Raw genomic sequence first — 26,330 nt, 5'->3', positions numbered from 1 at the left:
ATGCGCGTCGCCATCATCGATTATGGGTCGGGCAATCTCCGCTCGGCAACAAAGGCATTCGAGCGCGCTGCGCGGGAAAGTGGCGTCGATGCGCGCATCGATCTGACAGCCGACGTTGACCGGGTCCGCACGGCTGATCGCATCGTCCTTCCGGGCGTTGGCGCCTATGCCGATTGCCGCCGTGGGCTCCATGCGGTCGAGGGCATGGTCGAGGCAATCCATGAAGCAGCCGTGGAAAAAGCGCGGCCGTTTCTCGGGATTTGCGTCGGCATGCAGCTGATGTCGTCGCGTGGTCTGGAAAAGACCATTTCGACCGGCTTTGACTGGATCAAGGGCGACGTTCGCGAGATGGTGCCATCTGACACGGCGTTGAAAATTCCGCAAATCGGCTGGAACACGATCCGGCTTACCCGTCCGCATCCATTGTTCGACGGAATTGAGACCGGGCCGCAAGGCCTGCATGCCTATTTTGTTCATTCCTACTTTCTCGATGCCGAGATGGAAAAAGATGTCGTCGCCGTCACTGACTATGGCGGGCCGGTTACCGCTGCCGTAGCCAATGACAACATGGCGGGGACACAGTTTCATCCGGAAAAGAGCCAGGCGCTGGGCCTCGCTCTTATAGCCAATTTTTTAAGGTGGAATCCGTGATCCTTTTTCCGGCAATCGATCTGAAAGACGGCCAGTGCGTGCGGCTGAAGCTTGGCGACATGGATCAGGCGACGGTCTACAACGCCGACCCGGCCGCTCAGGCCAAAGCCTTTGAAGATCAGGGGTTTGAGTGGCTGCACGTCGTTGATCTGAACGGCGCTTTTGCCGGCCAATCAATCAATGGCGCTGCTGTCGAAGCGATCCTGAAGGCGACGAAAAATCCTGTACAGCTTGGCGGGGGCATCCGCACACTCGATCATATCGAAAGTTGGCTGACGAAAGGACTGTCACGTGTCATCCTCGGCACCGTTGCCGTGCGCGATCCGGGGTTGGTGATCGAGGCCTGCAAACGTTTTCCAGGCAAGGTCGCCGTCGGCATCGATGCCAAAGGCGGCAAGGTTGCCGTTGAAGGCTGGGCCGAAGCCTCGACACTCGGCGTCATTGAGCTTGCAAAGAAATTCGAGGGCGCCGGTGTCGCAGCGATCATCTACACGGATATCGACCGTGACGGCGTGCTTACGGGCATCAACTGGGAATCGACACTGCAACTTGCCGAAGCGGTCTCGATCCCGGTCATCGCTTCCGGCGGCCTGGCTTCGATCGCCGATGTCGTTCGCATGACCATGCCCGACGCACAAAAGCTCGAGGGGGCGATTTCCGGCCGTGCGCTCTATGACGGGCGTATCGATCCTGCAGAGGCATTAAAGGTGCTTCGCGATGCAAGGGAGCGCGCAGCATGACCCTCAAAGCCCGCGTAATTCCCTGCCTCGACGTCAAGGACGGACGTGTCGTCAAGGGTGTAAACTTTGTCGATCTCATCGATGCCGGTGATCCGGTCGAGGCGGCAAAGGCCTACGACGCTGCGGGGGCAGACGAACTCTGCTTTCTCGACATCACGGCTTCTTCCGACAATCGCGAGACTATCCTCGATGTGGTGGCTCGCACCGCCGAGCAATGCTTCATGCCGCTGACAGTCGGCGGAGGGGTGCGCACCGTCGCCGATATCCGCAAGCTTTTGCTGGCGGGTGCAGACAAGGTATCAATCAACACCGCTGCCGTGGACAATCCTGACTTTATTGCCGAGGCCGCCGACAAGTTTGGTAACCAATGCATCGTCGTCGCCATCGATGCCAAGAAGGTATCGCGCGAGGACGAGGCCGATCGCTGGGAAATCTTTACCCATGGCGGAAGACGGGCGACAGGCATCGATGCCGTCGTGTTTGCGCGCAAGGTGGTTGATCTTGGTGCGGGCGAAATTCTGCTGACCTCGATGGACCGCGATGGCTCGAAGATCGGCTACGACATTCCCGTCACGCGGGCGATTGCCGATGCGGTTCGTGTCCCGGTTATCGCTTCCGGCGGTGTTGGCAATCTCGACCACATGGTTGAAGGCATTCTCGAAGGCCACGCTTCGGCAGTGCTGGCCGCTTCCATTTTTCACTTTGGCACCTATACGATCGCGCAAGCGAAAGCCCACATGGCGGCGGCGGGTATCCCGATGCGCCTGGACCCTGTCCACTGACTGGAGACGTTAATGAGCGCATTCACCCTTGCCGATCTCGAACGCATTGTGGCGGAACGTGCCACGTCAGCAGACGCCAAATCCTATACCGCCAGCCTTTATGCCAAGGGTATTGGCAAGGCGAGCCAGAAGCTGGGTGAGGAAGCAATCGAAACAGTCATTGCCGCCGTCTCCAGCAACAGGCAGGGTGTTATTTCGGAAAGCGCCGATTTGCTCTATCATCTTCTCGTCGTTCTCGGGATATCCGGCATAAAACTCAAAGAAGTGCTGGAAGAACTGGAGCGGAGAACGGCGCAGACCGGACTTGAAGAAAAAGCCGCGCGAGGACATGACTGATCATGTTTAAAGCTCCGGCTCTTGAACGGCAGACGGGAGAGGATGTCGTGGATCAGTTGGCACCAAGCGAGTTTTCGCCTTATCGGTTTTACAGTGCCGAGAGGTGGGCGGAATTTCGCGCTGATACGCCACTGACGCTAACCTATGATGAGGTCAAGCGGCTGCGCTCTCTCGGCGATCCGATCGACCTCGATGAGGTGAGCAGAATTTACCTATCGCTGTCGCGGCTGTTGTCGGCGCATGTCGAGGCAAGCCAGCTGTTATTCTATCAGCGCCGCCAATTCCTCAATACCGGAGACGCCTTAAAGACACCGTTCATTATCGGCATTGCGGGCTCGGTGGCCGTTGGCAAATCTACCACTGCGCGCGTTCTGAAGGAATTGCTCGCCCGTTGGCCATCGAGCCCCAAGGTCGATCTGGTTACCACGGACGGTTTTCTTTATCCGAACGAGGTGCTTCGAGCCAAAGGTTTGATGGAGCGCAAAGGTTTCCCCGAGAGTTACGATGTCGGCATGGTGTTGCGGTTCCTCTCGCAGATCAAGGCCGGCCAGCGCAACGTAAACGCGCCGCTTTATTCGCACCTGACCTATGATGTGCTGCCGGGCCGCTATCAGACCGTCGATGCGCCGGACATTCTGATTTTCGAAGGAATCAACGTGCTTCAGGTCCGCGATCTGCCTGAAGACGGCAAAATGGTGCCATTCGTGTCGGATTTCTTCGACTTTTCAATATATATCGATGCCGACGAAGAGCAGATACACAAATGGTACATCAGCCGCTTCATGCGTTTGCGGGAGACGGCGTTCAAGGATCCGAGCTCGTTCTTCCATCGCTATTCGACTATTTCGGATGATTCCGCGCTGGCCATCGGCGAAAGTCTTTGGGCAAACATCAATTTGAAGAACCTGCGGGAGAACATTCTGCCCACGCGGCCGCGCGCTGATCTCATTCTGCGCAAGGGCGATAATCATCTGGTCGAGGAAGTTGCGCTCAGGAAGCTGTAACCCTTCTAAGCGTCAGGTTTATGCGGCCGGTATTTTTCAACAGCGTCGAAGTGCCGGGATAAATGCGGTCGACGCCGTGAAACGCCATGCGGCCTTCCCCGCCAAGCACGATTACGTCGCCGCTGGATAGCTTGATCGACTGCGTCTTGTCATTGCGGTTCGTGCCGCCAAAGCGGAACAGGCACGCATCTCCGAGCGAGACTGAAACAACGGGCGCGTTCAAATTCTGCTCGTCGCGATCCTGATGCAAGCCCATTTTCGCTGTGTCGGAATAGAAGTTGACGAGGCAAGCCTCCGGAAGAAGCGGAAAGTCGCCGACTTCCTGCCAGAGTTCGAGCAAGCGCTGCGGGATAGAAGGCCAAGGTCTTCGCGTCACAGGATGGGCTGCCTGATAACGATAGCCGCCTTCCTTGTCGGTAACCCATCCGAGCACGCCGCAATTTGTCATACGCACGCTCATTTCCTTGCCGGTTTTCGGCATGGCAGGAACGTAAAGCGGCGCTTCCGTGACGACAGCCCGGATATCCTCGACCAACGCAGCCTGTTCGGCCGGATCAAAATGTTCGGGGAAGTAGCGAATGCCGGGGGCCAGCAAAAGCATCATTTATCCAACTATCTAAATTGAAAGGCCCGGCGCAATAGGGAGCCGGGCCGTTTGGCAATGGAGGTGCGATCAGCCGAGTTCGGGAATTCTGAGCACCTGACCTGGATAAATCTTGTCGGGGTGCGTGAGCATCGGCTTGTTGGCTTCGAAGATGAGCGTATTCTTCGCGCCCTTGCCCTTGCCATACTGCGACTCGGCGATCTTCCACAGATTGTCGCCTTTCTTTACCGTATAGAACACCGGTTCCTTCGCGACGGAGCCGGTGGTTACTTCATCGACTTTCAGCCCTTCGGTCTCGACTTTGGAGATGCCGAGTGAATTTCCAACGGCGATGATAGCCTTTTCGAGTACTTCCTGATTGGTGACATTGCCCTTCAGGACTGCTTTGTCACCTTCAACCACTACCTGGACATTCTCGGTACCAAGCTTGTGGGAATCGAGTTCTTTCTTCAGCGCATCGGCACTTGGCTCGTCGTCGCCGATGCCGATTTTCTTGCCTACGGATTTAACGAAATCAAATAGTCCCATGTCTGGCTCCTGTTGATTGTTCAAACCGAAATAGTGTTGTGGCATTCCGTGAAGCAGTTGAAAAGCCAAGATTATTGCCCGCGGTTAATATTCGTTCTTTTAACTAATCTCCCTTTACCTTGCCACGCATCTTTTTGACATCGGCGCGGCCCGATTTCTCCTTGAGACGACGCTCGATCGATCCCTTTGTTGGTCTGGTTTTCTTGCGCGGTGGCGGTGGCGGCTCTGCGGCCTTCGCAATCAGCGCAATCATGCGCTCGCGCGCGTCCTGCCGGTTGCGCTCCTGGGTGCGAAAACGGTTGGCCTCGACAAGCACATCGCCGTCTTTGGTCGCCCTTTGGCCGGCAAGTTTGATGAGGCGCGCAAAAACATCGTCTGGTAAACCGGCACGCGCCGCCAGGAATCGCAGTTGTACGGCCGTCGAGACTTTGTTGACATTTTGTCCGCCGGGGCCGGCAGAGCGAATGAAGCTTTCCTCCAGATCGTCCTCGTCGATCCAGATTCTATTGCTTATCCTGATCCGGCTGCGGCTCTCTTCCATGAAAGGATTGGTAGCCTAATCTTTGATTCGCGGAAAGCACCCCAGCAGTGCCCCAAAATGCAAGAAGACCCCGCTGGACACCAGCGAGGTCTTGAATAAGTGCAAAATACAGGCGATTACTCTGCCGCGACGGGCGTATGCGGAGCTGCCGCCCTGACGTCACCGTCAACGTGGCTTTCGAACTTGCCAAAGTTGCGAATAAACATATCAACCAGCTTTGTTGCCTGGGCATCATAGCCGGGCTTGTCCGCCCAGGTCGAGCGGGGATCGAGGATCGCGTCATCGACGCCCGGCACGGCGACAGGTACTGCGAAACCAAAATTCGGGTCTGTCCGGAACTGCGCGTTCTTCAGCGAACCGTCGAGCGCCGCCGCAAGCAGCGACCGCGTTACCTTGATGGGCATGCGCTTGCCTATGCCATGAGCGCCACCGGTCCAGCCCGTGTTTACCAGCCAGCAATCGACATTGTGATCGGCGATCAGCTGGCGCAGAAGATTGCCATATTCCGAGGGATGACGCGGCATGAAAGGCGAACCGAAACACGTCGAGAATGTTGCCTCTGGTTCGGTCACGCCGCGTTCCGTACCGGCGACTTTGGCGGTGTACCCGGAGAGGAAGTGATACATCGCCTGCGCCGGGGTAAGTTTGGCGATGGGCGGCATGACGCCGAAGGCATCCGCGGTCAACATGATGATGTTCTTCGGATGGCTTGCCTTGCCGGTTTTCGATGCATTCGGGATGAAGTCGAGAGGATAAGCGCAGCGCGTATTTTCCGTCAGCGAACCGTCATTGAAATCCGGCTCACGGTTTTCATCGAGAACGACATTTTCAAGCACAGTGCCGAAACGCTGGGTCGTCGCGTAGATTTCCGGTTCCGCCTCGGCGGAAAGACGAATGGTCTTGGCGTAGCAACCGCCCTCGAAATTGAAGACACCGTTCTCGCCCCAGCCATGTTCGTCATCGCCAATCAGTGTACGGGTAGAGTCAGCCGAGAGCGTGGTCTTGCCCGTTCCCGAGAGACCGAAGAAGACGGCAGTATCGCCATCCGGACCCTCATTGGCCGAACAATGCATCGGCATGACGCCTTTGGCCGGGAGAATATAGTTGAGTGCCGTGAAGACGGACTTTTTCATCTCGCCGGCATAGGCCGAGCCTCCGATCAGCACGATCATGCGATTGAGATCGACAGCGATTACCGTTTCCGAGCGCGTGCCATGCTTTGCGGGATCGGCGCGGAAGGACGGAAGGTCGATGATCGTCATCTGCGGCACGAAATCAGCCAAGGCAGCACGGTCCGGACGGATCAGCAGATTGCGGATGAAAAGCGAATGCCAGGCGAATTCAGTGATGACGCGCGTATTCAGCCTGTACTCTTCATCGGCGCCACCGATGAGATCCTGGACAAACAGTTCCTTGCCCTTTGCCTGCTCCATAAAATCTGCATAGAGCAGCTCAAATGCCTCAGGTGACATTGGCGCGTTGTTGTCCCACCAGACATGAGCGTCGGTTGACGCATCGCGCACGACGAATTTGTCCTTTGGCGAGCGCCCGGTATGTTGGCCGGTACGAGCAACAAGCGCTCCTTGCGCCGTCAGTTCAGCTTCGCCTCTGCGCAAGGTTTCCTCGTAGAGTTCCGCGGTTCCGAGATTGTAATAGACCGCCGAAACATCCTTCAAGCCTGAGGTGCCGAGCGCGATCGTCGCGTTATGAATACCGGTCTCTCTAGTCATGTGTCCGCCATTGTTTAAGTACGCATTGAGGGGTCAAGCCAATTGTGCCGCTTCCTGCATCTTCCAGCATGAATGCGGCTGCCCATGCTCAAAAGCAGAAATACTGAATAGTATCAAATGTTTAATCGATTTAAAGAATTTAAATTTTTTTAAATCGTTTTAAATAAGGGAAATTTTCGCTCTGCTTCCGTGAGCGTAAAGCAGCTAAAACCGGCAGGGATGACACGACTCGCGATCTATGCCACATTTTGTACCTAATTTGTCCGGCACAAGCATAGCTGTTTTGATGACATGATGAAAGGCAGGGCATGAGGGAAGTACCCGCAATGCAGACTATTGCGCTGGTCGACGACGATCGCAATATTCTGACATCCGTATCGATCGCGCTTGAATCGGAGGGCTATCGTGTCGAAACCTATACCGACGGTGCCTCCGCACTCGATGGTTTGATGGCCCGTCCGCCGAATCTCGCCATTTTCGACATCAAGATGCCGCGTATGGACGGGATGGAACTTCTGCGTCGTCTGCGCCAAAAGTCCGACTTGCCCGTCATTTTCCTGACCTCCAAAGACGACGAGATTGACGAACTGTTCGGCCTCAAGATGGGCGCCGATGATTTCATCACCAAGCCGTTTTCGCAGCGCCTCCTCGTCGAGCGGGTAAAGGCGGTCCTGCGCCGTGTTGCGGCGAGGGAAAGCGCAGCAAAGCCCGGCAGTCCCCAGACGAAATCACTCGAGCGCGGCCAACTTGTCATGGACCAGGAGCGTCACACCTGCACGTGGATGGGTGAACCGGTGACGTTGACCGTGACCGAATTTCTGATCCTGCACTCGCTGGCCCAGCGCCCGGGCGTCGTCAAAAGCCGTGATGCGTTGATGGATGCGGCCTATGATGAGCAGGTATATGTGGACGATCGCACCATCGACAGTCACATCAAGCGCCTGCGCAAGAAGTTCAAGGTCGTCGACGATGATTTCGACATGATCGAAACCCTGTACGGCGTTGGCTATCGCTTCCGCGAAACCTGATCGTCAGACTGGCTCCTCTCAAGGGGACTTCGGTGCGAAAACGTTCCTGCGCTTTCAAAGCTACGTGATCCGCTGTAAAACAAGGTTGTCTCGCCGCTGCATGAATGCGATGAGCCAACCGAATCACGATGTTCTGAGGCAAAGATGGTAGCCGAACTGCAAGGCGGCAATATCACGCGCAAAAGCGCCGTTATGCGCCGCAAGCGTTCGCTGGCCTTGCGCCGCTTTTTCCGTCCGCTCAATCGTGTCTTTGGCAACTATCTGTTCTCAAGCCTGACCCGGCGCATTCTTTTTCTCAACCTGGCCGGGCTTGCCGTGCTTCTGTCCGGCATCATGTATCTCAATCAGTTCCGCGACGGGTTGATCGATGCTCGCGTCGAGAGCCTGATGACGCAGGGCGAGATCATCGCTGGCGCCATAGCGTCATCGGCAACGGTCGATACGAATTCCATTGCCATCGACCCTGAGAAGCTGCTGGAACTGCAGGCTGGTCAGAGCATTACCCCGTCACCCGATGTTCTGGACAATCTCGATTTCCCTATTAATCCGGAGCGCGTGGCGCCGGTTCTGCGCAGACTGATCTCTCCGACGCGTACGCGGGCCCGTATCTATGACCGGGATTCCAATCTGTTGCTGGATTCGCGCCATCTCTATTCGCGGGGCCAGGTTCTGCGGTACGAGCTCCCGCCGATCGATGGCGAGGAACCGAGCTTTTTCGAACGTCTGACCAATCGCATGACACGGCTTTTGCGCCGTAGCGACCTGCCGGTTTATCAGGAGCAGCCTGGTGGCAATGGTTCGTCTTATCCTGAAATCATGAAGGCGTTGACCGGTTCTCCGGCTACCGTCGTCCGCATGACGGAAAAGGGAGAGCAGATCGTCTCGGTCGCAGTTCCGATCCAGCGATTTCGTGCCGTGCTCGGCGTGCTGCTTCTTTCGACCGAAGGCGGCGATATCGACAAGATCGTTCAGGGGGAGCGCTATGCGATCATCCGGGTCTTTACGGTTGCCGCGCTGGTCATGGCTATTTTGTCGCTTTTTCTCGCCTCAACAATTGCCAATCCGCTTCGGCGTCTTGCTGCCGCTGCCGATCGCGTCCGGCACGGGGTCAAGAATCGCGAGGAGATACCGGATTTTTCCGAGCGGCAAGACGAAATCGGCCATCTTTCTACATCGATCCGCGACATGACCAACGCTCTCTATGCCCGCATCGAATCGATTGAGAGCTTTGCGGCCGATGTGAGCCACGAACTCAAAAACCCGCTGACTTCGTTGCGAAGCGCCGTGGAGACGCTGCCGCTTGCCAAGAACGAAGAGTCGAAGAAACGGCTCATGGATGTGATCCAGCATGATGTGCGCCGCCTCGATCGTCTGATCACCGATATCTCCGACGCCTCGCGACTGGACGCTGAACTGGCCCGCGAGGATTCCGAGCACGTCGATCTCAAATACCTGCTGGGCAATCTTGTTACGGCTGCCCGCGAGGTGCGGCGGAACAAGAAAGACACCCGCATCGAATTGGTAGTGGGCAAGTTGCCGAACAACAGGAAGGGATTCTTTGTCGCCGGGCATGATCTGCGGCTCGGCCAAGTCGTCTCGAATCTGATCGAAAACGCGCGGTCTTTCGTTCCCGTCGAGGACGGCGTTATCACAGTGACCCTGGAGCACCTGGGCGATCGTATTCGCATTACCGTCGAAGACAACGGCCCAGGTATCCGAGTGGAACAGATCGACCGGATTTTCGAGCGGTTTTATACGGATCGGCCATCCGGAGAGGCCTTCGGCCAGAACTCGGGCCTGGGATTATCCATCAGCCGTCAGATAATCGAGGCTCACGGCGGCACGTTGAATGCCGAGAACATCATCGACCCCAAAGATCCTGACAATTATCTCGGTGCGAAGTTCATCGCCATTATTCCAGTCGAGGTCTGATGATTGTCGAGCCGGACGGGCGTGTGCACGCGACCGCAGTCCTCGTCGGAGATCGCGGCATCCTGATTTCGGGACCTTCCGGATCGGGTAAATCATCGATTGCCAATGAACTGATGCGTCGAGCGGCTGGCAGAGGTGTATTTGCCGCGCTGATCTGCGACGATCAGTGTCTTTTGCAAGCCATATCCGGCCGCTTGGTCTGCGCTGCCCCTGCCTCATTGCAGGGCGGCGTGGAAGTGCGCGGCTCCGGCCTGCATAGGGTTGATTTTGAGACTTGCGGAGTGATCCATCTTGCCGTTGAATTGACCAAGCCCGGACGAGCCATTCGATTTGCGAGTGACGCCACGATACTGCTCGAAGGGGTCTCGATCCCACATCTAATTCTACCTGAGCAGGAGGTGGAAGCGGCTTGCCGGGCGGTGGAGGCAAGCCTTTTCCAGGCGTTCTGGAAGAAATAGGCTAACTGATTCAAGTGGTTGCAATGTTGCACTGCGATAAAATGACTGACCGTCTTGCTAAGGCCATTTTTCCGCTTGCCTTCACGATTCGTCCTGCCAAAATGCGACACCTGCCAAACGGGGCATTCAATGCGCAGTAAAAAGCCCAAACCCAAGGGGCTGGCGCGACAGGAGCAGTTTCAGAATGATCGGACTCGTGCTTGTGACGCACGGAAGACTGGCTGAAGAATTTCATCATGCCGTGGAGCATGTGGTCGGCCAGCAGGAATATTTGGAAACCGTCTCGATCGGTGCGGATGACGATATGGAGCAGCGGCGGCGTGACATCGTCGATGCCGTTGCCCGGGCCGATAATGGTTCGGGCGTCATTATCCTGACAGATATGTTTGGTGGTACGCCTTCCAATCTGGCCATCTCGGTGATGGAATCGGGGCGTATCGAAGTCATTGCCGGGGTTAATCTGCCAATGCTGATCAAGCTTTCGAGTGTGCGGGTTACCAATGACATGGCAGCAGCATTGCGCGAAGGTCAGGATGCCGGACGGAAATATATCAATGTGGCCAGTCAGGTGCTGACAGCCAAATAGGGCTTGTGCTCAAAGAGGAAATAGATGCGCCTGACTGCCGAAACAACCGGTACGTTTGACCCGGAGAATGCACTCGTCGAGGAATTCGAGATCGTCAACCGGCGTGGTCTCCATGCACGCGCGTCCGCCAAGTTCGTCCAGCTCGTCGATGGTTACGACGTCCATGTCCGTGTTGAAAAGGATGGAATGACAGTTGGCGGCACTTCGATCATGGGTCTGATGATGCTGGCCGCGTCTCCTGGTTGCTGCATCAAGGTCAGCGCCTCCGGTGTACAGGCGCGCGAATTGATGAAGGCTCTTGGCGCACTCATTGCCGACAAGTTCGGCGAAGAAGCCTGATTGAAGGAACTCTCGCTGTGGAATCATATGCACGCATAAGGATTTCTTTATATCCCATTGTGCGGCGAGGTCTAATCTGCTAGTCAACGTCATCTCCGGTCGCCCGATCAAATAGTGCGCGGCCAAATGAAAACGAAGACGGAGCTGACACGAGATGGCCGACACACAGGATTACATCGTCAAGGACCTTGAGCTGGCCGCATGGGGCCGCAAGGAAATGGATATCGCCGAAACAGAAATGCCGGGCCTGATGGCCAGCCGCGAAGAATTCGGCAAGACACAGCCGCTCAAGGGCGCGCGCATCACCGGGTCGCTCCACATGACGATCCAGACAGCTGTCTTGATCGAGACGCTGCAGGCACTCGGCGCGAAAGTTCGCTGGGCTTCGTGCAATATCTTCTCCACACAGGATCACGCCGCCGCAGCGATTGCTGCAACCGGAACGCCGGTTTTCGCCGTCAAAGGTGAGTCGCTCGAAGAGTACTGGACCTATACGGACAAGATTTTCCAGTGGCCGGATGGTCAGCCATCGAACATGATCCTCGACGATGGCGGCGATGCCACGATGTACATTCTCATCGGTGCACGCGCCGAGGCTGGCGAAGATGTTTTGTCGAAGCCGGAAAGCGAGGAAGAGGAAATCCTCTTCGCACAGATCAAAAAGCGCATGAAAGAAACACCTGGCTTCTTCACCAGGCAGCGCGATGCCATCAAGGGCGTCACTGAAGAGACCACGACCGGCGTCAATCGTCTGTATCAGCTGCAGAAGAAGGGCTTGCTGCCTTTCCCTGCGATCAACGTCAATGACAGCGTCACCAAGTCGAAATTCGACAACAAGTATGGCTGCAAGGAATCGCTGGTTGACGGTATCCGCCGCGCTACCGACGTCATGATGGCTGGCAAGGTCGCCGTCGTCTGCGGCTACGGCGATGTGGGCAAGGGTTCTGCCCAGTCGCTGCTTGGCGCCGGCGCCCGCGTCAAGGTCACGGAAGTCGATCCGATCTGTGCGTTGCAGGCCGCGATGGATGGTTTCGAGGTTGTGACGCTCGAAGATGCTGCCCCGACTGCCGACATCATCATCACGACGACCGGCAACAAGGACGTTATCACCATCGAGCACATGCGCGCGATGAAGGACATGGTCATCGTCGGCAATATTGGTCACTTCGACAACGAGATTCAGGTCGTTGCCTTGCGCAATCTCAAGTGGAACAACATCAAGCCACAGGTCGACATGATCTCGTTCCCGGATGGCAAGCGCTTGCTGCTTCTCTCGGAAGGCCGTCTCCTCAACCTCGGCAATGCTACGGGCCATCCAAGCTTCGTCATGTCCGCCTCGTTCACCAATCAGGTTCTGGCTCAGATCGAGCTTTATAGCCGCGGCGAACAGTACAAGAATGAAGTATACGTCCTGCCGAAGCACCTCGACGAAAAGGTTGCCCGGTTGCATCTGGACAAGCTCGGCGCGAAATTGTCGGTGCTTTCGGAAGAACAGGCTGCCTATATCGGTGTGACGCCGAAGGGTCCTTTCAAGTCAGACCACTACAGATATTGATCTGATTAGTATATACACACAAGATATAGAAACCGGAGGATCGACAAATCCTTCGGTTTTCTTTTTTGCACCTAGTTCTTCCCGTCGATTCGCTCAAGGTTTATTGTAGTGATTCGGGATGACGGTGTTCCAGGTGGGCCGCTTGTTTAAAAAAGCAAGCGGAAGGGAATAGCCGGCATTCGTCAGGATGGGGCAGCGACGGTTGATATGAAAATTGGGACAGGTGATGTTCGCAGTAAAAATGCAGCACACGGACCGGTGCTGAACAGACTGCGGAGGCTCTTGGCTAAAGGGGCAAGTTCAGCCCTGCCGGTCCTGTTGATATCTTCCCCGTCAGCCGGTGCACAGGACGCGCTAGGTAAAATCACCACGCCCTTTGGCGTTGAGGTCGGCACGTTCGAAGTCGTGCAGTTCGCTATTTTCCTCGGCGCCATGGGTGCAGCGCTGCTTTCTGCTGGCTGGCTTATTCGCGAGCGCGGTCGTATTGCCCAGGAAAATCGCCAGCTGCGTGGCAAGGTTGCGGATCTCAACGTGACAGTCCAGCGCAATGAGGCCCTGCTTAATCTCAAGGATCAGCGTGTGGTCGTGTGGGAAGGCGCTTCGAGCACACCCAATCTCATAGGCACTCTTCCTCCGGAGATCGGCGTGCCCGAGGGTCGCGCGCTGTTTTTGGCCTTCGGACGATGGCTGCGTGTCGATTCCGTTACGCTGCTCGATCGTTCCATCTCGGCTTTGCGCGAGAAAGCGCGGCCATTCGATATTGCCGTCGAAACGTCGAAAGGCGCACCACTGGAAGTCCAGGGTCGCACCTCCGGCGGTTATGCAATAGTGCGTTTCATCAATCTTGGTGAGACCCGGGTCGCGCACGCGCTCCTCAAGTCTGAAAACTATCAGCTCAATGAGGCCGTAACCACACTGCGCGGCTTGCTGGAATTGATCGATATGCCGTCCTGGAGCCGCGATGGGGATGGCCGTCTCAACTGGGTGAACATGGCCTATGCCAAGGCTGTTGATGTTCGCGATCCGCAGATCGCGGTTCGCGACGGTCGCGAATTATTCGGCGCACAGGCGCGAGAAAAGATCGAACGCGACAAGGTGACAAACCGGCGCTTCCAGGATCAGCTTTCGACAGTGGTTGCTGGCGATCGTCATGTCTTCCGGGTCACCGATGTCGCCAGTAGCGCGGGTTCAGCCGGCCTCGCGACCGACGTCAGCGAAGTCGAACTGATCCGTGAAGAGTTCAAGCGAACGGTTCTCAACCATTCGGACACACTCGACCAGCTGAATACTGCTGTCGCGATGTTCGACGCAAATCGCAAGCTGCAGTTCCACAACCAGGCGTTTGCCAAGCTGTGGGGACTGGACGCGGCATTCCTTGAGAGTAGCCCTGACAATGCTATGCTACTCGATCGCTTTCGTAGTGATGGAATCCTGCCAGAGCAGCAGGATTGGCGCCGGTGGAAGGAAACGGTCTTGTCGGCCTATCATTCGGTCGAGTCGCAGGAACATATCTGGTATCTGACTGACGGCCGCACGCTGCGTGTCATCGTCAATCCGCAGCCAAAAGGCGGAGTGACGTGGGTTTTCGAAAACCTTACGGAGAAGCTCGAGCTGCAAAGCCGTTACAACACATTGATAAAGGTGCAAGGTCAGACGCTGGACCATCTGGCGGAAGGCGTCGCCGTGTTCGGTTCGGACGGAAAGATTCGTCTATCGAATCCTGCCTTCGCTTCCCTGTGGTCGCTGAAACGCGAACAAATCTCTGAAGGTATGCACATTTCGGCCATTCGCCGGCTGTGTGAGCCGGTTTCGGATGCTGCGCATTGGGAAACCTTTGTCACCACCGTTACCGGTTTTGACGACGAGCGGCTCTCTCTCTCGGGACATCTCGAACTCAGCTCCGGTAAAATTCTCTACTATGCGACGGCGCCGCTGCCAAACGGCCAGACAATGCTGACCTTCGTTGATGTGACGGACTCGGTGCAAGTGGAGCGGGCGCTGAAGGAAAAGAACGAGGCGCTGGAGCGGACGGATGAGCTGAAGAACGATTTCGTCCAGCATGTGTCCTATGAGCTGCGATCGCCTTTGACCAATATCATCGGCTTTACCGAGCTTCTGCAGACGCCGATGACGGGACCGCTCAATGACCGTCAACGCGATTATCTCGATCACATCGGCACGTCATCGTCGGTGCTGCTGACGATCGTCAACGATATTCTCGATCTCGCCACCGTTGACGCCGGGATCATGGAACTCGATATCAGCGATGTGTCGGTCACCGATGCGATCACGACAGCATCCGAGAAAGTGGCGGAACGATTCAGGGAGCATAATATCCTGCTCGACATCCGCATCACACCAGGAACGGGCTCTTTCCGCGCCGATGCCAGCAGGGTCAAGCAGGTTCTATCCAATCTTCTCAGCAATGCTGCCAACTACGCACCAGAAGGCAGCACGGTGACGCTCGCATGCTGGCGCGAACAGGCCGAAATGGTGTTCAGCGTAAAGGACAATGGCCCAGGCATGCCGGACTATGTTCTCGACAGCATCTTCAAGCGCTTTCAGCCCTATCCGAATGGCGGCCGCAAGCGTGGCGCCGGTCTTGGACTTTCCATAGTCAAGGGTTTCGTCGAATTGCATGGTGGTACGGTCGACATCGATAGCGGTGCCGGCAAAGGCACGCTGGTTACCTGCCGGTTCCCGGTGGAGGCTCGCACATTCAGCATCGCTGCCGAATAAACTCTCCATGACATCGATCATCATTCAACTTGCAACACCCGAGGATACGACAAGGCTTGGCGAGGATCTTGCTCTGGCGTTGCGCAAGGGCGATCTCGTCACGCTGTCCGGTGATCTCGGTGCCGGCAAGTCGACGCTCGCACGGGGACTGATACGTACCATCGCCGATGACAATCTTTTTGAGGTGCCGAGCCCGACCTTCACCATCGTGCAATCCTATCCGGAGTTGCGCCTGCCGATAAGTCATGCAGATCTTTTTCGCCTGACTTCTGCCAATGAGGTGGATGAGCTCGGTCTTGACGAAGCCCTGGAGGATGGCGCGGTTCTGGTAGAGTGGCCGGAACGGGCCGGGGATATCGTATCAGCGTCCAGCTTGAAGGTGACGCTGTTGAATGATGGCGACGGCCGGAAGGCATTGATCGAGGGCGAAGCAGCTGCATTGTCGCGGCTGCAACGCTCCCTGGCAGCTCGCACGTTTCTCGCTGAGGAAGGATTTGCCACGGCCGAACGCCGCTATTTGCTTGGCGACGCTTCGGCCCGGGGTTATGAAACCATTGCGACGGGCGATGGGTCGCCATTTATCCTCATGAATTCGCCCTACAATCCAGGTGGACCGGTCCTTCGCGACGGCAAGACCTACATGCAAATCGCGCACCTTTCCCAATCCGTGACTGCGTTTGTCGCCCTTGACAGCCTGCTCACATCGCGCGGCTTCACAGTGCCAAAAATCTACGCGCAGGATTTAAAGAACGGTTTTCTCATTCTCGAAAACCTCGGCAGCGAGGGGATACTGGATGCTGAAGGCGCTCCAATCCTCGAACGTTATGAAGCAACGGTCCGTTTGCTGGCAAATCTGCATCAGCATTCCTGGTCAAAGGATATCGATCTAGGTGAGGGCATTTCCCATCATATTCACGATTTCGATCGCGACGCCATGATGATCGAGGTCGAACTTCTGTCCGATTGGTATGTGCCGCGGATGAGTGGAGCAGTACTCGAACCCGCCCAAAAGACAGAATATGTGGTCGCATGGGACAAAGTATTTAGTGAACTAAATAATACGGAGAAAAGCCTTCTCCTGCGCGATGTGCACTCTCCCAACATCCTATGGCGCGAGAACGAAACTGGTATCAATCGTGTCGGGCTTATTGACTTTCAGGACGCCATGATTGGTCCTTCGGCCTATGACGTTGCGTCGTTGATCTTCGATGCGCGCGTAACGGTTGCCCCGGAGTTGCAGGATCATTTGCTTGCTGCTTATATCGACGAACGGCGTTCGGCTGATCGCGGTTTTGACGAAACATTGTTTCGTAAGGCGTTTGCCATCATGGCGGCACAGCGCAACGCCAAGATACTCGGTATTTTCGTCCGGCTCGACGAACGAGACGGCAAGTCCTTTTATTTGAAACATCTGCCGCGTATCCGCTCCTATCTTGATCGCGTTATCGTTCATCCTGCACTGGCGCCGGTCAAGCAATGGTGCGAAAAGGCGGGAATACTTTCTTCGGAGATTTGATCAATGGCGGGTCCGCACACGGCAATGGTTCTGGCAGCCGGGCTTGGCAAGCGCATGGCTCCAATTACTGATACTATACCGAAGCCACTGGTAAAGGTTGCCGGCAAACCATTAATCGACTGGGGACTCGAAGCACTTGAAAATGTCGGCGTTGAACGAGCTATCGTCAACGTTCACTATCTCGCCGATCAGGTTGATGCACATCTGGCAAAGCGCAAGGACCCGGCGATCGTCATTTCGGACGAGCGCAATGAACTGCTTGATTCCGCCGGCGGTATCATCAATGCACTGCCGAAGATCGGTGCCGATCCTTTCTATGTGGTCAACGCCGATACTTTTTGGGTGGATGGATCGAAGCCAAATCTTGTCCTGTTGGCCGAAGGATGGGATGATGCGCGCATGGATATTCTGCTGATGATTGCAGCAAAGGATCAGGCCACCGGCTATGATGGGCGCGGTGATTTCCACATGGACAATGACGGTCGCCTGCGCCGCCTCGGAATTGGCGAAACGTCGCCCAATATTTATGCCGGTGCAGCCATTATCCATCCTCGGATTTTCACAGGCGCCGTGGCGGGCAAGGCCTCGCTCAATCGCTATTTTGATGCGGCGATCGCCACGGACCGGCTTTATGGCCGGCGGATGGACGGCTTGTGGCTGACGGTCGGAACACCTGATGCGATTGGCGAGGCGGAAGCAGCCATCGCCAGACAGATGGTCAATGGTTGAGCACGGACATTCGCGCATATTTTCCATAGCGCGGGGCATTCCATTTCTGCCCGCTCTGGTTGACGCGCTGCGATCGGGCACGCTTGTACCAGGTTATCCGGCCGATCCGTCGGATCCCATGGCGCTGGCACATGCAACGATCTACGTGCCGACACGCCGCGCTGCACGCACCCTGCGTTCCTTGCTGGTCGAAACGAGCCCGGCCAGGTCTGCTATCCTCCCCGTCATCCGGCCGCTCGGTGATGTGGACGAGGATGCGGCAATGTTCGATCTGGGATCGGATGCTTTTTTCGATCTCCTGCCGCCGATAAATTCGACAGAACGCTTGCTGCTGCTCGCGCGGCTCGTGAGGCCTTGGCGCGAACGTCTGCCCGACCATGTCCGGGCACTTTTTGGCAATGAAGAGATCGCCATCCCGGCTACGACCGCCGATGCAATCTGGCTGGCGCGCGATCTTGCGAGCTTGATGGATCAGGTTGAGACCGAAGCAATGGGCTGGTCGTCACTCTCCAACATTGTGTCGGAGGATCTGCCGAATTGGTGGCAGGTAACCCTGGACTTCTTGGGAATAGTCACCAGTCTTTGGCCCGAGGTTCTTGCCGATCGGCATCGATCCAACCCTGCTGCACATCGCAATCGGCTGATTGAGCTCGAAGCTGAACGTCTGTTGCGTAGCCCGCCAGTCGGGCCGGTTATCGCCGCCGGTTCCACGGGCTCGATACCTGCCACCGCACAGTTGCTCGCGGCGGTCGCTTCTTTGCCACAAGGCGCTTTGGTTCTGCCCGGCGTTGATCGTGACATGGACGCGGCAAGTTGGGAACTTCTGGCCAATACCATCGACAGCCCATCGATCTTCGGTCACCCGCAATATGGTTTGAGAAAGCTATTGAGCCAGCTCGGCGTTCTGCGTCAGGACGTCATCCAGTTAGGAGACGTAGCGGCTCCAAAGCGTGCGCGTGAGGCTTTGCTGGCCGAGGCGATGCGTCCAGCAGACACCAGTGAAGCCTGGGCCGATATCGACCGTGGCGATGGCAGGTTCTTGGCTGCCATCGCGCCTATCGCGCTTGTAGAGGCCGCGAATGAACGCGAAGAGGCTCTCGCCGTGGCTGTCGCCTTGCGTGACGCGATTGACCAGCAAGGTAAGACGGCAGCCTTGATCACAGCGGATCGTGATCTTGCGCGGCGTGTCTCGACCGAGCTTGCGCGCTTCAATATCGCAGCTGATGATTCCGGCGGGCATGCCCTGCGCGAAACGCAACCGGCCACATTGATGCGGCTGGCACTGGAAACAGTCTTCAATCCTGGCGATCCCGTCGCACTGCTCGCGCTTCTCAAGCATCCTTTGACCCGGCTCGGCCAGGAACGTTCAGCCGTACGGCAAGCTGCGGAAACCATCGAACTCGTATCGCTTCGCGGTGGTACCGGCCGGGCTACAGTGACCGGCCTGCGGTCTTTCTTTGAAAAACGCCTTTCGGACGCAAGCACAACGCCATTTGAACCCGGGTGGCTTCGGCAGATTACCGTTGCGCAGATCGAGACTGCGCGCTCAGCCTGCGAAGCGCTCTCGCAATGCATGGAACCACTAGTCGCCTTTGCCGCCAAAGAAATTCCGGTGGAGATGGCGGCGATTGTCCATGCCACAGTCGCCAGTCTGGAAAATCTGACGCGGGACGACCAGGGCGACATTGCGGCGCTCTACTCAGGCGCCGCTGGCGAACAGTTTGCCGCCTTCCTGCGCAATTTGATATCGGCAGATGCGGGGTTGGAGTTCATGCCCTCCGAATGGCCGTCGATAATCGAGGCGCTGGTCGCGGGAGAGGTGGTCAAGCCTAAGGCCGGTGCACATCCCCGCCTTTTTATTTGGGGGGCACTGGAAGCCCGTTTGCAGACAGTCGATACGGTCGTCATCGGCGGTCTGAACGAAGGGTCCTGGCCGGGCAAAACCCGCAATGATCCCTTCATGTCGCGGCCAATGAAATCAATCATCAATCTTGAACCACCCGAACGGCGCATTGGCCTTGCAGCGCATGATTTTCAAATGGCGATGGGCATGGATCGCGTCATTCTCACGCGGGCGCAGCGCGCCGCCAACGCTCCGACGGTTGCTTCGCGCTGGCTGCAGCGGCTCGAAACGGTTCTGGGCAAAACTGCAACTGCAGAATTGCGTGCGCGGGGTGTAAAATATCTGAACTGGGCGCGGGAGATCGATACTGCACCGAACGAAGATTTCGTCAAGCGACCCGAACCAAAGCCGCCGTTGGGCGCGCGGCCAAAGCATTTCTCAGTTACGGAAATCGAGACGCTCAGGCGCGACCCTTACGCGATCTTTGCCCGGCGCATCCTGCGCCTGCGCCCCATCGATCCGCTGATCCGCGATCCTGATGTCGCCGAGCGCGGATCGCTGTTCCATGATATTCTGGCGGATTTCACTGCGCAGGGTGTTGATCCGCAGAACGCCGACGCGTCCGCGCGTCTGGTGGACATCGGACGGCGCTTTTTCGATGAGATCGCATTGCCGGAAGAAATCGATGCGGTGTGGTGGCCTCGTTTTCAATCTTTGGTTCCGGAATACCTCCAATGGGAACGCCAGCGCGCGCACCTTATAACGGCACGTCATCCGGAAATCGCTTCAAGAAAGATTCCCGTTGAAACGACCGGCGTGACGCTCTCTGGCCGTGCTGACCGCGTTGATCTCCGGCACGATGGTTTGGCTGAGATTATCGACTACAAGACCGGTTCGACACCATCCAAACGGCAGGCGCATGTGCTGTTGTCTCCGCAGCTTGCACTCGAGGCAGCACTTCTGGCGCGCGGTGCTTTCCACGAAGTCGGTGCCCGCGATGCTGCGGACCTCCTCTATGTGCGGCTTCGTCCTAATGGTAAGGTCGATCCCGAATCGATCCTGAAGATCGGCACCGCCGCCAATGCCAGCGAGAAGTCCGCGCCAGAATTGGGCGAGCTCTCGTGGCATCGCCTGGCCGAGTTGTTGACCGCTTATCGCGACCCGCACAAAGGCTATCTTTCGCGGGCGCTGCCATTCAAGGAAAGCGATTTGACCGGGGACTACGATCATCTTGCGCGTGTGCTGGAATGGTCGGCAGGCGGCGCTGACGATAGCGGTGACGGCGAATGAAGACGCCGCGCAACATCCCGAGCGAAACAATTGCCAATCAAAACAAGGCGGCCGATCCGAAGGATTCCGTCTGGGTTTCGGCAAATGCCGGATCAGGGAAGACGCATGTCCTGACGGAACGCGTCATTCGCCTGCTGCTTGACGGAACCGATCCCTCCAAGATCCTTTGCTTGACCTATACCAAGGCAGCGGCAGCGGTCATGCAGAACCGCGTTTTTGCGCGATTGTCCGATTGGGCAACATTGGACGAAGGTGCGTTGGCCCAGACCATCGAGCAGATCGATGGCAATCGCCCCGGGCCGAAGCGGCTGGCACAAGCGCGCCGTCTGTTTGCACGGGCGCTGGAAACGCCGGGCGGCCTCAAGATTCAAACCATCCACGCCTTTTGCGAAGCGATCCTCCATCAGTTCCCGCTCGAGGCCAATATTGCGGGTCATTTCGAATTGATGGATGACATGATGCAGGTTGCGCTGGTCGGCGAAGCGCGCCGTCAATTGTTGCAGGCGGCGCGCCTTGACCATAACACGGAGCTTGCCGCTGCTTTTGCCGATGTGCTCGATGCCGCCGGAGAATTTGGTCTGCAGCAACTGCTCGACGAGGCAGTAAACAAACGGCATGATCTGACACAATTTATCGGCGAAGTCGGTCACGATGATCTGCGCCGCCAGGCTTTCTATTCGCACTTTGGCTTCCAAGGCGACGAGACCGAAGACAGTATCCTGTCGACGCTTTGGCCGGTGGACGAATTCGATCACTCGATGTTGTCCGGCATTCTGCAGATACAAAAGAGCGCGACGCGGGCGCAAGAATTTGCGCTGATTCTGCTTCATGCAAAGGTTAACGAACAGATCGATCAACGTGAGGAAGCACTGCGGGCGGCCTTCCTGAAAGCGACAGGTGATCCCAAAAGCGGTTCCTATATCGCGACCAAGGGGGTGACTGACCGTTATCCGGATTTTATCGATCGTTACGATCAAGCGGCGCAACGCGCATTCCAGGGGTTGGACCGCCTTAAACAATGGCGCTTGCTTCGCCTTACCCTGTCAGCCTTGGTTCTGATTGACGATCTGATCGGCCGCTATCAGCACATGAAAAAGACGCATGGTCTGCTCGATTTCGATGATCTGATTGTGCGTACAGTCAGATTGCTGTCGCGTCAGGATGCTGGACCATGGGTACAATACAAGCTCGACAAGGGTATCGATCATATTCTGGTCGATGAGGCGCAGGATACAAGCCCCAATCAATGGCGCGTCATTCGTCTGCTCAGCGCGGAATTTTTTGCCGGCAGATCCGCCCGCGACATCCGGCGCACATTGTTTGCCGTGGGTGACGAAAAGCAATCCATTTATTCGTTTCAGGGCGCTGTTCCTGAGGATTTTGCCAAGCATGGCAGGGAGACCGAAAGGAACACCAGGCAATCTGAATTGAGTTTTGAGCGTGTCAATCTCAACTTCTCGTTTCGCTCGGCCCCCGATGTTTTGTCTGCCGTCGATAAAGTTTTTGCGCGGCCCGAGGCCAATCGTGGCTTCGGGCGGGAACACGGCCCGACTGTCCATACGGCCATTCGCGATCATGATCCCGGCGAGGTCCAGATATGGGATATGATCACGCCTGAAAACGCGCCCCAGGAAGATGATTGGCGCAAACCCGTGGATAGCCTGCCTGCCCCACCCGTTCGGCTCGCTGAGCAGATAGCCAAGACGATAGATAGCTCGCTAAGGAGTGGTGAAGTACTTGAGGGGCAGGGTCGGCGTCTTGAAGCGCGAGACATCATGGTGCTGGTGCGCAAGCGCGATCAGTTCATGCCAGCGTTGTCGCGTGAGCTGAAAAAACGGCAGGTCCCGGTCGCCGGCGCTGACAGGTTGAAGCTCACGAACCACATTGCCATCAAGGATCTGGTGGCACTCGGCCGGTTCATGCTGCTGCCATCCGACGATCTGTCCCTTGCAGCATTGTTGAAGAGCCCGTTGTTCAAGTGGAATGATGAACAACTGTTTGACCTCGCCTATGGCCGGGCGGAGCATGAAACACTCTACCAAAGGTTGAAGGCGCGCGCCGACGATGATCTGATCGCGAGTGCAACGGCGCAACGATTGCAGAGTTGGCGCAATCGGGCCGACACCGTACCGGTGTTCGAGTTTTATGCGGAGATCCTGGGGCCGGGAGGCGCCAGACGCGATCTGTTGGCAAGACTTGGCCATGAAGCCGGTGATGTCATCGACGAGTTTCAAAACTATGCGGTTGCTACGGAAAAGACTGGCCTCCCCGGACTTCAGGCATTCCTTGAAACGCTTGATGCCGCAACCCCCGAGATAAAACGCGAACTCGATCAGAGCCGCAATGAAGTTCGCATCATGACGGTACACGCGGCCAAGGGGCTGGAGGCGGCCGTCGTCTTCCTGGTCGATTCCGGCAGTGCGGCGTCAGCAGGCGGGCGAACGCCGAATTTGCTGTCTTTCGAGCTGCAGGAAAAAGATGGCTGGCAAGGTCCAGGTTTTCTCTTCGTCCCCGGCAAGACCTATGCAACCGCCTTCACGGGGGCAATCGTCGATAATCTGAAAGTTCGCGCCGAAGAAGAGTATCGCCGGCTTCTCTATGTGGGGATGACGCGCGCCGAGGATCGCTTGATCGTGTGCGGCTATCGCGGACCACGGCAGGCATCCGAAACATGGCATGGTTTGGTCGAAGCCGCGCTGGGTGAATTAAGCGAACCATTCCAGCATCCCGTAGAAGCTGTGGTCGCCAGGCGTTATCGCGTGACGGAGCGCACTCACTCGCCGATCGATCAACCTGCCACCCCATCCGCAGCACGTGCCGAACCATTTCCAACGGCCTATCGCTCTCCCATGCCGCGAGAAGCCGGCCTGCCAAGACCGCTTGCGCCATCCGGCGTCTCGGTCTTGATCGAACCAGATGACGAAGCACCCGCAATGATCGGCTCACCAGTACTGACAAGTGATGGGGGTGATCCGTCGTTCGCGATCCGCCGAGGAACGGTCATCCACGCCTTGTTGCAGACCCTGCCGAACTTGCCCGCCGGGCAACGGGTCCCAGCTGCGGAACGCTACCTTTCGCGCGCGGCCTCCGACTGGCCCCGCCAAGAAATCGAAGATGTCTTGCAATCGGTCCTCGGCGTTATAGATGATCCACGCTATGCACCGGTTTTCGCATCAGGTTCGCTCGCAGAAGTGGCGATCATGGGAACGCTGCATCTGCGCGGCAAGGATCACGCCGTTTCGGGTGTGATCGACAGGCTGTCAGCCGATGAAAAGCGGGTGCTCATCGTGGATTACAAGACAAACCGGCCACCGCCGAGCACTCTCGCCAAGGTTCCGGAGGCGTATGTCGCGCAGCTCGCCCTTTACCGCCAATTGCTGGAGCCGCTTTATCCAGGCAAGGTTGTGGAGGCTGCGCTGCTCTTCACCGAAGGTCCGCACCTGATCGATATCCCCGCCGATGCGATGCGCGACGCACTCGGTCGGATGGTGTGAGCAAAGGATATGGATTGGAAAATGCAAAACGTGGTAATGCTGATTGTTGATTGCTGCGGGCAGGCAACGAAGCAGGGTTGCAGGCTCCTCCAGACTGTTTGCACTGAATCGTGACAATACCGAGCTTGACGATTGCGAGCCGACTCACCACATGATGTGCAACACATTCACAAACACACAAGGAAAAGCCCATGGCTACCGTCAAGATCGACACCAGCAATTTCCAGTCCGACGTCATTCAGGCGGGCCAGCCTGTCGTCGTTGATTTTTGGGCGGAATGGTGCGGCCCGTGCAAGATGATCGCTCCTGCTCTTGAAGAGATTGCCTCCGAGATGGAAGGCAAGATCACGATTGCCAAGGTGAACATCGATGAAAATCCGGAACTTGCTGCCCAGTTCGGTGTACGTTCGATCCCGACTTTGCTGATGTTCAAGGATGGTGAACTTGCTGCTAATCTGGTCGGTGCTGCTCCGAAGAGCAAATTGTCCGACTGGATAAGGAATTCGGCTGCTTGATTGTTCAAGTCATTCGAACGAAAAAAGCCCGGTTTAGTGCCGGGCTTTTTGTTGCCTATAAAGGCGGCGTGCCGTTGTCCGAAAGAACGTCGCCAGCCAGATAGAGCGATCCGCCAATAAGAATTCGCGGTGCCGGCTCGGATGTGTCCCAGCTATGCGCCAGGATCTTCAGAGCATTTTCTACCGAATGCACAGGTTCAGCCGAAAGCCCGGCTTCATTGGCTGCGAGCGCAAGCTCGTCATGTGGAATCCCGGCGCCGCTGGACCGTATCGGCACCGTATAGACGTGCCGCGCCATGCCGGTAAAAGCCTGGAAATAGCCAACAGGATCCTTGGTATTGATCATGCCGGTGATCAGAAATAGCGGCCGTTGATTGCGATCCTCCAATGTGGCAACGGCCTCGGCGATCACCAGCCCCGCTCCGGGGTTGTGTCCGCCATCAAGCCAGATTTCCGAACCCGGAACTGCCATTTCCACCAGCTTGCCCCTGATGAGCCGCTGCATCCGGGCGGGCCACTCGACGTTTGCCATCGCCCGTTCGACGGCCTGTTCCGGCACCTTGAAGCCGGCAGTTCTGACCGCCTGAATTGCTGCAGCAGCGTTCGCCAGCTGGTGGCGGCCGAGCAGTGCCGGCAAAGGAAGGTCCATCAATCCCTTATTGTCCTGATAGACCATGCGCCCGCGTTCTTCGAAACTGAGAAAATCTTGGCCATAAACCGTAAAGGGGCAATCGCGGCGTTCGGCGGTCTCGATCAGCACCATGCGGACGGCTTCTTCTTCCTGGGCTCCGATGACAACAGGGCAACGCGGCTTGATGATGCCGGCTTTTTCCGCTGCAATCAGTTCCACACGGTCGCCGAGATAGGGCTGGTGATCGAGCGAAATGGGCATGATGACGCTGACAGCCGGCTCGGGAATGACATTCGTCGCATCGAACCGCCCGCCAAGGCCAACTTCGAGGATGACAGCATCCGCCGGGTGTTCTGAAAACAAAACGAAAGTGACCGCGGTAAGTATCTCGAAGACGGTGATTGCCTGTCCGGCATTGGCGTCGGCAACACGCTTGACCGCATCCGCCAGCACATCATCGTCGACGATCTTGCCGCCGCCGGGCGCGCCAATCCGGTAGCGCTCATGCCAGCGCACGAGATGTGGCGAGGTGTGGACGTGCACCGTGTAGCCTGCGGCTTCAAGCAGCGCCCGCGAGAAGGCAACGGCAGAACCCTTGCCATTGGTGCCAGCAACGTGGATTACCGGCGGTATCCGCAGCTGCGGATTGCCCAGTGTGTCCAATAGGCGCGTTATACGGCCGAGAGACAGATCGAAGCCCTTGGGGTGAAGCCCGAGTAGCCGGTCGATCTCTTGTTCAGCGCGCGACGGCATTGCACA

At 56.9% G+C, this 26,330-nt stretch carries 22 protein-coding genes; 17 read left to right on the top strand and 5 right to left on the bottom strand.

Annotated elements, in window-relative coordinates; all coding sequences use genetic code 11:
• Genes hisH through coaA form a run of 5 tightly spaced genes read left to right on the top strand, consistent with a single transcriptional unit; the run spans nt 1 to nt 3,513 of the window.
• On the top strand, nt 1-651 hold the full coding sequence (gene hisH, locus N8E88_RS17710) for an imidazole glycerol phosphate synthase subunit HisH (protein WP_262294817.1): 651 nt from the start codon (nt 1-3) through the stop codon (nt 649-651).
• A complete protein-coding gene (gene hisA, locus N8E88_RS17705) occupies nt 648-1,391 on the top strand; it encodes a 1-(5-phosphoribosyl)-5-[(5-phosphoribosylamino)methylideneamino]imidazole-4-carboxamide isomerase (RefSeq protein ID WP_262294816.1) in 744 nt (247 codons plus the stop codon). The genes hisH and hisA overlap by 4 nt, the downstream gene beginning before the upstream one ends.
• Entirely contained in the window at nt 1,388-2,173 is a 786-nt protein-coding gene (gene hisF / locus N8E88_RS17700; protein WP_262294815.1) for an imidazole glycerol phosphate synthase subunit HisF, read from the top strand. Before hisA ends, hisF begins: the two co-directional genes overlap by 4 nt.
• 12 nt (nt 2,174-2,185) lie before the next feature.
• Nucleotides 2,186-2,509, top strand: coding sequence for a phosphoribosyl-ATP diphosphatase (locus N8E88_RS17695; RefSeq protein WP_262294814.1), 324 nt, complete (start codon nt 2,186-2,188; stop codon nt 2,507-2,509).
• A gap of 2 nt (nt 2,510-2,511) precedes the next feature.
• Nucleotides 2,512-3,513: a type I pantothenate kinase gene (coaA, locus tag N8E88_RS17690; protein WP_262294813.1), complete on the top strand. Its 1,002-nt coding sequence runs from the start codon at nt 2,512-2,514 to the stop codon at nt 3,511-3,513.
• Here the strand turns inward: coaA and N8E88_RS17685 are convergent.
• From N8E88_RS17685 to N8E88_RS17670, 4 genes are all read right to left on the bottom strand, one after another.
• Nucleotides 3,500-4,114 (bottom strand): alpha-ketoglutarate-dependent dioxygenase AlkB family protein, encoded by a 615-nt coding sequence (locus N8E88_RS17685; RefSeq protein WP_262295516.1) that lies wholly within the window; start codon nt 4,112-4,114, stop codon nt 3,500-3,502. The genes coaA and N8E88_RS17685 overlap by 14 nt on opposite strands.
• A gap of 72 nt (nt 4,115-4,186) precedes the next feature.
• Nucleotides 4,187-4,645: a peptidoglycan-binding protein LysM gene (gene lysM / locus N8E88_RS17680; RefSeq protein ID WP_112524871.1), complete on the bottom strand. Its 459-nt coding sequence runs from the start codon at nt 4,643-4,645 to the stop codon at nt 4,187-4,189.
• Between the two features lie 103 nt (nt 4,646-4,748).
• On the bottom strand, nt 4,749-5,186 hold the full coding sequence (gene arfB / locus N8E88_RS17675; RefSeq protein ID WP_262294812.1) for an alternative ribosome rescue aminoacyl-tRNA hydrolase ArfB: 438 nt from the start codon (nt 5,184-5,186) through the stop codon (nt 4,749-4,751).
• Between the two features lie 116 nt (nt 5,187-5,302).
• The gene (locus tag N8E88_RS17670) at nt 5,303-6,916 is read right to left on the bottom strand and encodes a phosphoenolpyruvate carboxykinase (RefSeq protein WP_262294811.1); all 1,614 of its coding nucleotides are present in this window, start codon (nt 6,914-6,916) and stop codon (nt 5,303-5,305) included.
• A 308-nt stretch (nt 6,917-7,224) separates the two neighbouring features.
• Between N8E88_RS17670 and N8E88_RS17665 the strand changes: the two genes are divergently transcribed.
• The 12 genes from N8E88_RS17665 to trxA all read left to right on the top strand — a co-directional run bounded on the left by N8E88_RS17665 (nt 7,225) and on the right by trxA (nt 24,940).
• Nucleotides 7,225-7,944, top strand: a complete 720-nt coding sequence (locus N8E88_RS17665) for a response regulator transcription factor (protein ID WP_162701788.1) — start codon at nt 7,225-7,227, stop codon at nt 7,942-7,944.
• 144 nt (nt 7,945-8,088) lie between these two features.
• Nucleotides 8,089-9,876 (top strand): sensor histidine kinase, encoded by a 1,788-nt coding sequence (locus N8E88_RS17660; RefSeq protein ID WP_315975299.1) that lies wholly within the window; start codon nt 8,089-8,091, stop codon nt 9,874-9,876.
• Nucleotides 9,876-10,334 (top strand): HPr kinase/phosphorylase, encoded by a 459-nt coding sequence (locus N8E88_RS17655; protein ID WP_262294810.1) that lies wholly within the window; start codon nt 9,876-9,878, stop codon nt 10,332-10,334. The genes N8E88_RS17660 and N8E88_RS17655 overlap by 1 nt, the downstream gene beginning before the upstream one ends.
• Nucleotides 10,335-10,518: 184 nt before the next feature.
• Nucleotides 10,519-10,920 carry a PTS sugar transporter subunit IIA gene (locus tag N8E88_RS17650; protein ID WP_112524863.1) on the top strand — a complete coding sequence of 134 codons (402 nt, stop codon included), beginning with the start codon at nt 10,519-10,521 and terminating at the stop codon, nt 10,918-10,920.
• Between the two features lie 24 nt (nt 10,921-10,944).
• Nucleotides 10,945-11,259 carry an HPr family phosphocarrier protein gene (locus tag N8E88_RS17645; RefSeq protein ID WP_114429715.1) on the top strand — a complete coding sequence of 105 codons (315 nt, stop codon included), beginning with the start codon at nt 10,945-10,947 and terminating at the stop codon, nt 11,257-11,259.
• Between the two features lie 154 nt (nt 11,260-11,413).
• A complete protein-coding gene (gene ahcY / locus N8E88_RS17640) occupies nt 11,414-12,814 on the top strand; it encodes an adenosylhomocysteinase (RefSeq protein ID WP_224507552.1) in 1,401 nt (466 codons plus the stop codon).
• 207 nt (nt 12,815-13,021) lie between these two features.
• Entirely contained in the window at nt 13,022-15,553 is a 2,532-nt protein-coding gene (locus N8E88_RS17635) for a sensor histidine kinase (protein WP_262294809.1), read from the top strand.
• 7 nt (nt 15,554-15,560) lie between these two features.
• Complete coding sequence (tsaE, locus tag N8E88_RS17630; RefSeq protein ID WP_262294808.1) at nt 15,561-17,069, top strand: tRNA (adenosine(37)-N6)-threonylcarbamoyltransferase complex ATPase subunit type 1 TsaE; 1,509 nt, start codon at nt 15,561-15,563, stop codon at nt 17,067-17,069.
• A gap of 3 nt (nt 17,070-17,072) precedes the next feature.
• The gene (locus N8E88_RS17625) at nt 17,073-17,798 is read left to right on the top strand and encodes a nucleotidyltransferase family protein (RefSeq protein WP_262294807.1); all 726 of its coding nucleotides are present in this window, start codon (nt 17,073-17,075) and stop codon (nt 17,796-17,798) included.
• Complete coding sequence (gene addB, locus N8E88_RS17620; RefSeq protein WP_262294806.1) at nt 17,791-20,931, top strand: double-strand break repair protein AddB; 3,141 nt, start codon at nt 17,791-17,793, stop codon at nt 20,929-20,931. The genes N8E88_RS17625 and addB overlap by 8 nt, the downstream gene beginning before the upstream one ends.
• Nucleotides 20,928-24,425 (top strand): double-strand break repair helicase AddA, encoded by a 3,498-nt coding sequence (gene addA, locus N8E88_RS17615; RefSeq protein WP_262294805.1) that lies wholly within the window; start codon nt 20,928-20,930, stop codon nt 24,423-24,425. Before addB ends, addA begins: the two co-directional genes overlap by 4 nt.
• A gap of 191 nt (nt 24,426-24,616) precedes the next feature.
• A complete protein-coding gene (trxA, locus tag N8E88_RS17610; RefSeq protein WP_112524851.1) occupies nt 24,617-24,940 on the top strand; it encodes a thioredoxin in 324 nt (107 codons plus the stop codon).
• 55 nt (nt 24,941-24,995) lie between these two features.
• Here the strand turns inward: trxA and N8E88_RS17605 are convergent, their stop codons facing one another.
• A complete protein-coding gene (locus tag N8E88_RS17605; protein ID WP_262294804.1) occupies nt 24,996-26,324 on the bottom strand; it encodes a bifunctional folylpolyglutamate synthase/dihydrofolate synthase in 1,329 nt (442 codons plus the stop codon).
• Nucleotides 26,325-26,330: the final 6 nt, after the last annotated feature.

This window comes from Phyllobacterium zundukense (assembly GCF_025452195.1).
In the GTDB taxonomy this organism is placed as follows: Bacteria; Pseudomonadota; Alphaproteobacteria; order Rhizobiales; family Rhizobiaceae; genus Phyllobacterium; species Phyllobacterium zundukense_A.
This window is presented reverse-complemented; position numbering and strand designations above follow the sequence as displayed.